The sequence below is a fragment of the Tritonibacter scottomollicae genome (assembly GCF_003003215.1).
Classification (GTDB): domain Bacteria; phylum Pseudomonadota; class Alphaproteobacteria; order Rhodobacterales; family Rhodobacteraceae; genus Epibacterium; species Epibacterium scottomollicae.
Window position 1 is genome coordinate 62660 of sequence record NZ_PVUF01000016.1, and the last position, 10085, is coordinate 72744.

At 57.7% G+C, this 10085-nt stretch carries 11 protein-coding genes and 1 pseudogene; 8 read left to right on the forward strand and 4 right to left on the reverse strand.

The window, feature by feature from the left end:
- Positions 1–227: 227 nt before the first annotated feature.
- Together CLV89_RS18570 and CLV89_RS18575 are read right to left on the reverse strand one after the other, a co-directional pair.
- Positions 228–1031 carry a methyltransferase domain-containing protein gene (locus CLV89_RS18570; RefSeq protein ID WP_106165158.1) on the reverse strand — a complete coding sequence of 268 codons (804 nt, stop codon included), beginning with the start codon at positions 1029–1031 and terminating at the stop codon, positions 228–230.
- A 94-nt stretch (positions 1032–1125) separates the two neighbouring features.
- Positions 1126–1611, reverse strand: a complete 486-nt coding sequence (locus tag CLV89_RS18575; RefSeq protein ID WP_106165159.1) for an acyl-CoA thioesterase — start codon at positions 1609–1611, stop codon at positions 1126–1128.
- A 72-nt stretch (positions 1612–1683) separates the two neighbouring features.
- Between CLV89_RS18575 and CLV89_RS18580 the strand changes: the two genes are divergently transcribed.
- From CLV89_RS18580 to ycaC, 5 genes are all read left to right on the forward strand, one after another.
- Positions 1684–1902: a tautomerase family protein gene (locus CLV89_RS18580; protein WP_106165160.1), complete on the forward strand. Its 219-nt coding sequence runs from the start codon at positions 1684–1686 to the stop codon at positions 1900–1902.
- A gap of 874 nt (positions 1903–2776) precedes the next feature.
- Positions 2777–2923, forward strand: coding sequence for a hypothetical protein (locus tag CLV89_RS22950; protein ID WP_243395074.1), 147 nt, complete (start codon positions 2777–2779; stop codon positions 2921–2923).
- On the forward strand, positions 2924–3073 hold the full coding sequence (locus tag CLV89_RS22955) for a hypothetical protein (RefSeq protein ID WP_243395075.1): 150 nt from the start codon (positions 2924–2926) through the stop codon (positions 3071–3073).
- Complete coding sequence (locus CLV89_RS18595; RefSeq protein WP_243395076.1) at positions 3070–3918, forward strand: terminase large subunit domain-containing protein; 849 nt, start codon at positions 3070–3072, stop codon at positions 3916–3918. The genes CLV89_RS22955 and CLV89_RS18595 overlap by 4 nt, the downstream gene beginning before the upstream one ends.
- A gap of 60 nt (positions 3919–3978) precedes the next feature.
- Positions 3979–4605: an isochorismate family cysteine hydrolase YcaC gene (gene ycaC / locus CLV89_RS18600; RefSeq protein ID WP_106165162.1), complete on the forward strand. Its 627-nt coding sequence runs from the start codon at positions 3979–3981 to the stop codon at positions 4603–4605.
- Positions 4606–4704: 99 nt separating this feature from the next.
- Here ycaC and CLV89_RS18605 read toward each other — a convergent pair whose 3' ends face one another.
- Complete coding sequence (locus CLV89_RS18605; RefSeq protein ID WP_106165163.1) at positions 4705–5643, reverse strand: pirin family protein; 939 nt, start codon at positions 5641–5643, stop codon at positions 4705–4707.
- Between the two features lie 162 nt (positions 5644–5805).
- On the opposite strand from CLV89_RS18605, the gene CLV89_RS18610 reads away from it, so the two are divergent.
- Positions 5806–7326 carry a VOC family protein gene (locus CLV89_RS18610; RefSeq protein WP_106165164.1) on the forward strand — a complete coding sequence of 507 codons (1521 nt, stop codon included), beginning with the start codon at positions 5806–5808 and terminating at the stop codon, positions 7324–7326.
- Between the two features lie 45 nt (positions 7327–7371).
- On the opposite strand, the gene CLV89_RS18615 is transcribed toward CLV89_RS18610, so the two are convergent.
- Positions 7372–8229 (reverse strand): pirin family protein, encoded by an 858-nt coding sequence (locus CLV89_RS18615; RefSeq protein ID WP_341477127.1) that lies wholly within the window; start codon positions 8227–8229, stop codon positions 7372–7374.
- 372 nt (positions 8230–8601) lie between these two features.
- On the opposite strand from CLV89_RS18615, the gene CLV89_RS18620 reads away from it, so the two are divergent.
- Both CLV89_RS18620 and CLV89_RS22960 read left to right on the forward strand, forming a co-directional pair.
- On the forward strand, positions 8602–9495 hold the full coding sequence (locus CLV89_RS18620) for a LysR family transcriptional regulator (RefSeq protein WP_106165166.1): 894 nt from the start codon (positions 8602–8604) through the stop codon (positions 9493–9495).
- Between the two features lie 458 nt (positions 9496–9953).
- A pseudogene (locus tag CLV89_RS22960) lies at positions 9954–10085 on the forward strand (IS3 family transposase); the annotation flags it as partial.

The following is a 10085-nucleotide window of genomic DNA, read 5'->3' on the forward strand; positions in this document are numbered from 1 at the left end:
TCGACCGATGCTGCACTATGCACGGATGACCAAATGTTGCACAAAACTGCCGTTGGCGGCGCAGGTAACTCAGCTCGTTGATTTTCTGCAGTTGCGGACGAGAAGCGTCACTGTTCCGCTAAGCCGCCATCCAGCGCGAAGGTCATTAAAATTCATTGGCGGCCCATAAGCTTTTGAAAAACTGGCCATTCGTTGAAGGTGCTCCCCTGGATGGTTGCCCTGAGAGTTCACGCCGAACGCGATGCTAGAACAACGTTGGCGCTATGGGGGAAACGAAGCGCGGAACCATCATACCAAGTTCCGAACCCCTTTAGGATATCGTCGTGCAGTGTCGCTCTGTCAGCGGGGGTCATTGCCGCTATGCGGTCGGCAACCGGAGTGGCCATCATCAATCCGTTCACAAATGCGGACCCATCTTCAGCTTCAAGATCAAGAACAACTTTCTCAACGGCGACCTGCCCGAAACCTGCGCCTTCGAATACAGACCGCATCTCATCGGGATCAGGAAAGCCACAAACGGCACGGATCGCTCCGGTTGTTTCTTCGCCAAAATGCCTGCCAAAGGCGGTAACCTGTGCCTGCATTAAAGGATTTTCCTCCAACCCACGCGCCGTGCAAAACACAGCCTGGCCACCTGGCTTTATGACCCGCAAACACTCGGACAGCGCGCCGAGCTTGTCTGGAAAGAATTGAAGGCCTTGCTGACATATGACAACATCAAAACTTTCATCATCGAAAGGCAGGCGTTGTGCATCTGCGGAATGGAACGTTGCGTCCAGCCCTGCCGAGCGTTCTTTTGCCACTGCCAACATGCCAAGATTGATGTCACCGCCAGTCGCCGTGACACCGGATTGTGCTGCCAGTCGCGCGACAATGCCTGTTCCGCACGCAAGGTCGAGAAGACTGTCGCCGGAGGCAAGGTCGGCGCGCACAATTACGTCGTTGGCCCACGGCGCAAAAATGACGGGTACGAGGTATTCTTCGTATCGTTCGGCCATGTTGCCGCTGAGTTGCCATTCCGTGTTTGTCATGTTCTGCCCGCCTCAGTTCTGAACATTCAAATTTTCTTCGAATTGTCTTTTTGCAGCCATGCATTCTGCCATCAGATGAAGTGAAGGCTGTGTCCTATCTCTGTTGGGTGGCTTCTTCCTGCCAGGCGTCCGCCCTCTGCCGGACTTCATCCGGAATGTCCGTTGCTCTGCGTGTTTCCAGACTCAGCATCACACATTTGAACACTGTTTCAAACGCCGTTGCATCGTCTTCGGACCTTACAAGCCGGTGCCGGAAAGTGATGGATTTGGCACCCATCTCAATGATCGATGTCTCCAGCCGAATTGCATCACCTGCAGACAGCTCGGATCGAAAATCGCTTTCGGCATGTACGACTGCAAACGACAGCCTGCGACCCGAGCGCATGTCACTGGCCGTCAACCCCATCTCTGATTGAATGGCGAAAACACCGTCTGAACAGGCGGCAAAGTATCTCGAAACATTCATGTGACCCAGAAAATCACAATCTGCAGGATCAACGACAGAGCGGAAGGAAGTCATCGCAGCCATCCCATAGTTCCTTTCTGTTTTGGCGGACAGTTTTACACGTAAAAACATCATATGTCATGTTGCGTGCCAGACGATCGTTCAAATGATCGATCTCCTGCGAGACCACAAACAAAGGAGAAGGCGATGCCATCCATCGATATCCAAGTTCTAGAAGGTGTATTTTCGGCGGAGGAGAAAGCCGAGATCATCCGAAAGGTGACAGACGCATTTGGCGAAGTCGCGGGTCAGACCATCAGGGCCGGGACGTCCGTCCGCGTACATGAAGTGAGCAGCGGTTCGTGGGGTTACGCCGGACATATCCTGACAACCGAAGATGCTTTGGAGATGCGCGCACGCGATTGAACGGCCGCTTTCCTTACTGCGACGAAGCAAACCAAGGTTGCTGAAGTTGGTCACGACAAGATCACGAAGTGGATCTTCCATAGGTAGCGATGTCGCAATGCGCTTAAACCAGCCATTGGGCGGGCAAGACACAATGACTGGTAAGTCCCGCGAACTGTGAATCCGCGTCCCTCTTGTTTTTGGCAGTCGCAGCGAGTGGCAGGTTCGACGGCCGCATCGCAGCATTGCTAGGTATCGGCCAACGGCAGGAATGGGCCGATCAGGTTCCGAAGGGCGAAGACGGTTCGCAACTTTGCAGCGGCGGCTTCCTGCGCTTCGCTGCCTCTGGAGCTGATCGCAGCATCAGCCAGGGCCGCCACCGCCTGCTGAACGGCGGCTTTCGGGAAAGCGCTCGCGCTCGCAGCAGCGCCTTCGCTGCACCCTGCATGAATGTCGTGATTGGGCTGAGACCGGTCATCCGCGGCGCCTAGAGTGACGGTCGGCTCTGGGCCCTCAGTCCTTTCTCACAAAAGCGCGGCGCGGATGGCTGGCCGGTGGATCCACAGCACCCGGCCAACCGCTGACGCTGCAGCCCGCCCACCCCGGGGGGAGGGTACGAAGGAATTCCGGAAGCACTGGCAACCGGAGGGGGATCCTTTGTCTGTGCGAAGTGGAAATTGAATAGAAAAAGCCACATGAACAAGGAGTTGATCGGGATATGCGAGGGCGCAGACCGGCAGAGGAAAAAGTTGTGGCCCTCGCGGAAGAGGGTGCGCCGCTTCACAATCTGTAAGAGCGGGCGCGGCTGCGCCTGGAGGAGATCCGGCCCGAGGGGCTGACTGGTGAGCTGCGCTGGACCTTTGACCGGCTGGCGCTGCCGCTGTGTCATCCGACCGTGGACCGGTTGAAGCCCAGCAATGTGATGATGTTCAAACAGCTCTGCAAAGCGGTGCTGCGGTTTGAACGTCTGGAGCTGGAAGAGACCGGCGAGACCTATGAGAGCGAGACGCGCAACGGGGTGCAGATCAAGGCGCGGCCCTAAGTGGCGCAGCTCAATGAGACCTTCCGCCAGATCCGCTGGCTGGCCAATGACTTTGGCATGGCGCCGGCGGCGGAGCGGGGCCTCTCGGGGGCAGGGCAGATGGGCTTCAGTTTTGCCGATCCCGATGGGCCCGAGAGCTATCTGACGTGAGCGCATCCCCTGACCGGGTCTCGGCCAGCGAGGATCCGGTGACAGCCTGGGCGCAAGCGGTGCAGGCCGGCGAGGTTGTGGCCGGGCCCTATGTGAGGGCGGCGGCGGATCGGCATCTGCGCGATCTGGTCGAGGGGCCCAAACGCGGGCTCAAGTGGGATCTGGCGGCGGCGCTGCGGGCGATCCGGTTCTTTCCGCAGGTGCTGCGGCTCAATGGCGGGCAGTTCGAGGGGCGGCCCTTTGAGCTGCATCCCGGCCAAGCGTTCCGCATCGGCTCGCTCTTTGGCTGGAAACAGTACAGCGCCCAGCACGGCGCGTGGCTCCGGCGGTTCACGCGGTTTTACGATGAGGAAGGCAAGGGCAACGGCAAATCGCCGATGCTGGGCGGCATTGGCCTTTACATGATGGTGGCCGATGGCGAGCCACGGGCGGAGATCTATGCGGCGGCGGCCAAGAAAGACCAGGCGGGGATCCTGTTCCAGGATGCGGTGGCGATGGTGGATCAGTCGCCGGTGCTGAAGCGGAAAGTGCAGCAGCAGGGGGGAAACCCCGTCTGGCAGATGACCTACCGGGGGCGCGGGGGCGACAAGCGCAAGTTCAAACCGCTCTCGGCCGAGAAAGCCCAGTCCGACCCGCGCCCCCATTGTGCGCTCACCGATGAGGTGCATGCATGCCGTTCAACACAAGATAGAACACAGCACGGTAGGATCAAAAGAGCTGTTCGTTATTGCCGAACACTGCTTTCCACCAGCCCGACGGCGATCCACTGCAGAGAAAATGTTAAGATGAGATCTGCCGCATGTGGCGGGATCTGTCTGCAGGGAGTCTTCGCAAATGTGCCTTGAGACGCCACGATCATATGTGATCCCACTCCATCTTGCGGCGTCAAAAGAAAGGAAACGCACATGACACCTCAATACAAACGCCTCGATAAAAACGATGCCGCTGTTCTGATGGTCGACCACCAGGCCGGGCTTCTCTCGTTGGTGCGGGACATTGACCCCGACAAGTTCAAGAACAATGTTCTGGCCTTGGCAGATGCCGCAAAGTACTTCGGCCTGCCGACGATCCTCACCACCAGTTTCGAGGACGGCCCCAACGGGCCGCTGGTTCCAGAACTGAAGGAACTTTTCCCGGACGCCCCCTACATCGCCCGTCCTGGACAAATCAACGCCTGGGACAACGAGGACTTCGTCGCTGCCGTGAAAGCGACCGGCAAGAAGCAACTGATTGTTGCCGGCGTGGTGACAGAAGTTTGCGTGGCATTCCCGGTCCTGTCAGCGATCGAAGAAGGGTACGACGTCTTTGTCGTGACGGATGCCTCCGGGACATTCAATCAGATCACGCGGGACGCTGCATGGGACCGGATGTCAGCTGCGGGCGCGCAATTGACGTCATGGTTCGGCATGGCCTGCGAACTGCACCGTGACTGGCGCAATGACATCGAAGGATTGGGAGCCTTGTTCTCTAACCACATACCGGATTACCGCAACCTGATCAGCAGCTACAACGCGACGCCCGTAACCTCATAAACGGGCCGTGGTCTAAGACCGTGCCAAACAAGCCCTTGGCGGAGAGACAGCAACCGCCAAGGGCAATCTGGTTAAACACATTCGGCACGGGGCTCAGCTTCACCGACCCGGCAGAGGGATATGTTCGCTCCGGTCATTCGGTGGTAGATCAAACTGCCCTGTTCCCCATCTTTCCGCACGCCACTCTTCCTTGGCATGCTGTATCTTCTCCTGGCTTGAGGCAACGAAGTTCCACCAGACATATCTGGGGCCGTTGAGTGTCGCACCTCCCAAGGCCATTAGCCGTGCGCCGGCAGGGCCAGCGGCCACCGTGATCTGATCACCTGGGCGGAAGACCATCATTCGGCCCGCTTCAAATTCCTGACCTGCAATCTTCACGCTGCCCTGTGATACGTAAATGCCGCGGTCTTCGTGTTCATCCGGAAGCGGAAAGCGCGCACCGGGTTCAAGGATGACATCCAGATAGAAGGTTTCGGAAAAAAGGGTCGCTGGGGCCGCCTCACCGTATGCTGAACCCAGGATCAACTTGGCACGGACGCCTTCCGACTCGATTTCAGGCAGGCTCTCCTTGCCGTGATGCTCAAACAGGGGATCAATGTCTTCCTTGTCTTCAGGCAGCGCCATCCAAGTCTGGATGCCGAACAGCGAGTGCGGCCCGCTGCGAGCCTCGGACGAGGTGCGCTCGGAGTGGGTGACCCCCTTTCCGGCGACCATCCAATTCAAAGCGCCGGGTCGAATGACCTGATCGGTGCCAAGGCTGTCGCGGTGGTGGAAGTCTCCTTGATACAGGTAGGTCACCGTGCCCAATCCGATGTGCGGGTGGGGGCGCACGTCTATCCCCGAACCTGTGAGGAATTCTGCGGGCCCCGCCTGATCAAAGAAGATAAACGGTCCAACCATCTGGCGCTTTGGTGCGGGCAGCGCGCGGCGAACTTCAAACCCGCCCAGATCATGCGCTCGAGGAATGATCAGAGTTTCAATGGAGTCGATGTCAACGCCGTCAGGGCATCCAGGGTCAAGTGCGGGATTCCAGCTCATTTCAAACTCCTTTGCGATTGGGTGCAGAATAATGATAGCTCATCGCAGTGGATGCAGAAGCCGCCCGCTGTTCGTTTTAGGCGAAAGCGGTGTTCACCCGCGTGCTCTTCACATGGATCTGAACAGGGTTATGCTGAGCAGTACGCTGAATGAGGGGTGCAAATGCCTTCGGGAATTCATCATGTGACAGGCATCACAAAGAACGTTCAGGCCAACGTCGACTTCTACATGGGATTTCTCGGCCTGCACCTTGTCAAACAAACTGGCGGGTATGAAGACGCCGAGCAGCTGCACCTGTTTTATGGCGACGTACACGGCGCGCCCGGATCTGTGGTGTCCTTCCTAGTATGGGAAGACGGTGCAACAGGACGGGTTGGAGAGGGTCAGGCTGGCGAGATTGCGTTTGCAGTTCCACTCGACAGCATCGGAGAATGGCTGACACGCGCCTTAGACGTCAGAATGCCTGTTGAACAGCCCACGCGCGAGTTCGGTGAAACCGTTCTACGACTGAAAGACCCCGATGGCATCATAGTGAAGCTGGTTGGTACGGATCTGGGGCGCGAACCTCTGCAAACTGGTCAAGTTGCACCCACCCGCCTGCGGGCAGTCACGCTGTTTTCCGGGGATCCTGCGGCAACAGCGGAGTTCGCCGAAAAGTTCGGTTACCGCATGAGCGCGACAGAAGGTCAGATCCAGAGGATGGTGTCCGATACCGATGCGATAGATATCCGTGATACGCGCGGGTTCTTTAGCGGCATTCCCGGCACCGGCGTTCTTGACCACGTGGCCTTCCGCGCACCGGATGCCGCGGCACTCCGAGAGATGCGGGTGTCGTTGGCGCGTGCTCATGAGCCGACCAATGTTCATGATCGAAAGTACTTTTTGTCGTTATACGCCCGGGATCCGGCTGGTCTCCTATTCGAGTACGCAACCGACGCACCTGGATTTGCGGTGGATGAGCCAGCAGGCCATCTGGGAGAAACGTTGCTCATACCCGACCATGACACCGCCCGAGCCGCAGACCTGCGCGCGATGCTGCCACAATTCGCGCAGCCAGGCGAACCAAGGATGCCCAAGCGGTCTCTGCCTTTCGTGCATCGGTTTCGCCATCCCGAAGACCCCGACGGCTCGGTTATGCTCTTGTTGCATGGAACCGGTGGCAATGAAGCGGATTTGATGCCTCTCGCTGCACGCCTCAACCCAAGGGCAACCCTGCTTGGCGTTCGGGGTCGTGCCACCGAAGAGCATGTCACCCGGTTTTTCCGGCGGTTTGATGTGGAAACTTTCGACCAGGAGGATATTCGCGCCGAGGCGCGGGCCTTTGAGGCCTTTCTGCACGCTGCTGTTCAAGGATATGGGCTGGACACCGAAGCGGTTACGGTGCTGGGCTATTCCAACGGCGCAAACTTTGCAGCCTCCGTTATGGCGCTACATCCCGGCTTGATCCGCCGCGCTATACTGCTGCGGGCGATCCCGGTGCTTATAGAGCTGCCCCAGGTGGATCTGTCCTCGGCCCAGGTCTTATTGCTGACCGGCCGCGATGACCCTCTCAGCTCTGAGGCGCCGCGCTTGGCCCAATGGTTGCAGGACAGTGGTGCGGGTGTTGAAAGCGAGGATGTTGAGGCAGGTCATGAAATTTCACCCGCGGATCTGAACGCCGCGCGCGCCTGGCTGACCCGCTAGGGCGGCGGGCGCTGCCCCGCCGCCGCGATCCTGTCCGGAAGTCCCTTACAGAGTGCCGAACTTTCCGGATTGAAATTCGGAAATCGCCTGATGGATTTCCTCCTGAGTGTTCATCACAAAGGGCCCATAGGCTGCGACTGGTTCGTCAATCGGCTCACCCGATAGGATCAAGAGCTTGGCACTGGTAGCAGCTTCCAGCCGAACCGCGCCCTTCTTCCCTACGCGTGCAGTTGCCGGGCCCACTAGGGGGGCGCTGCCATTGATGGTTACTTCGCCGTCGAGCACAACTACCGTCACATTCTGGCCCTCTGGCGGCGCCAACGAAGCCCCCTTGTGCGCGTTCAATCGTAAGTCCCAGACCTCCATCGGCGTGAAGGTGCGTGCAGGCCCGTTGTGGTCGTTGTATTCGCCTGCGATGACCCGCAGCCGCCCGGCATCATCTGCAAGGTCAATACTGGGAATCTCTGCATTCGTGATGCCCTGGTAACCCGGATTTGCAGATTTATCCTTGGCCGGCAGGTTTACCCAGAGCTGGACCATTTCGAGCGTTCCGCCCCTGCGGGTGAACTCCTGACTGTGATACTCCTTATGTAAAATGCCGTCTGCCGCGGTCATCCACTGCACATCACCTTCCCGGATCACTCCGCCGCGCCCTGTGGAATCGCCGTGTTCGACCTCGCCCAGATAGACGATGGTGACGGTTTCGAACCCTTTGTGCGGATGCACATCGACGCCTCTCGGATGGTCCGCTGGGTTGAAACGATGCGGCCCGGCGTAATCCAGCATCAGGAACGGATCATGGCTGTTTTTCCCGCCCATATGCGAAAACAGGGATCGCACTGGAAACCCATCGCCCACCCAATGACCGGGGCCGGTCTTGCTCGTAGATAAGATCTGTCTCACTTCGAAACTCCTTTCTTCACGGGGAAGCCGTGGCTGTCTTTCAATTGGGGGGAGAAGACAGGCATTCAACGCATGACGCGTTCCTGAAAGCAGAACCTGGTGTTCGAAAAATCTCGCTGAGCAATGGCGCAGGTCAAGGTGACTATTCCTTGCGGGTTTGCGGCGTGCCTTCCGGTGAGTGCGCTCTCTTGGGTCTGCCCTCTACGGGCAATTATAAGTACAGCGAAGGGCATCAATGAGAACAAGCAACCGAATTTCTATGGACTGAACCGGTGCGGCCAATGCTGGAAGTCAACGTGGTTGCAACTCGGCGTTCGCAGTCACTGAACGATATTATTTCCCGTACTTTCAAATCATGACTATGCTGGTTTTATGCGCTGGAACATAAACGAAATTGAAACCTTCCTCAGTGTGGTGGACACCGGGTCCATTTCAGAGACTGCCACGCGTGGCGGATTGTCAAAATCCGTTATCAGCAAACGTATTAGTGATCTCGAAAAGGCGCTTGGCGTTACTCTGTTTACGCGCCATGCAGGCCGGATCAGAGTGACGGATGCTGCCCTTGCACTTGCTGAGCGGGTTCGGCCCGCGTTCAGTGAGCTTGTCATGGCAACGGAGTGGGTGGCGGAGGGTGACCATGGTTTGCAAGGGCGGCTGAGGATCTCGGCGCCGATGAGCTTCGGGATCCGTCACGTTGGACGTATGGCCGCCAATTTCGCCAGCATGCACCCCAATCTCGATATCGCTATCGAATACGATGATGCAATGGTTGATCTGGCCCGATCCGGTTTTGATGCTGCTATCCGTGTTGGTAGGATGCCCGACAGTACCCTTGTTGTTCGCAAGGTTTGCGAGGACCCCCGAGCGATTGTCGCAAGCCCTGAGTACCTGGAAAAGCATGGCCAGATTAATAGGCCAGAGCAGCTCAGGGAGCATGCCGCAATTGGATACCAGAACAAGCGGCTGGGCGAAATCTGGCAGTTTGACAGGCCAGTTGATCCGCCTGTCCCATCCAGAGTCATGACAAACAATGGGGACGCGATGCGCGACATGGCTTTGGAAGGTCTCGGGATAGCGCTTCTCCCCATGTTCATCGTTTATGATGATCTAAAGCATGAACGCCTGGTTCAGGTTCTGCCTGACTTGGCTCCAGATCCGCTACCCGTGCAAGCTGTTTGGCCGCCAGTCAAGCACATGCCCCCGAAACTTCGGCTCTTCATTGATCACTTGGCTCTTTCTTTCGGGCAACGAGCACCTTGGCAATAGGCGCGCGGTTTCCAAATGATGACCTGTCGCGTCAAAATCAATCCTACAGATGTTGATGTCACGCGGTTTAGGTCGATCCAAGGCAACTGGCCGAGTTCTGTCCCTGAAACTGCAGGGATTCGTTGTATTAAGGTTGCGATGTGTATGGATCCCTTCCTGGTTAGCAGACTTCCAAGTGATACCCATTAACGATTGAACGTCTACTTCGACGCCTGGCGATGAGCCGAAACGACCCTAGAGAGTCCACCGTCAGCGGATCGCTCCAATGGACGCATGAGCGGTACGATTGTCGCGATTGGACTGCGAAGCGGTTGACCGATATTCGGGCAGCGCAGATGCAAATTCCTAGATCAGCTGGGCGGGGGAAACCCGCCAGATCTCCCTTGAGCGTGGAGTGCCCCCACTGAAGTGGTCCACCTTTTGGGATAGGAATATCCCGTTTTCAGGAGGACGACGAGATGGCAGGCAAACGAGAGAAGCCCGAGGACATCGTGCTGAAGCTGCGACAGGTTGAGGTGCTGCAAGGGCAAGGGAGCTCGGTTCAGGAAGCCGTTCGGCAAATCGGTGTGACGGTTCAGACTTACTACCGG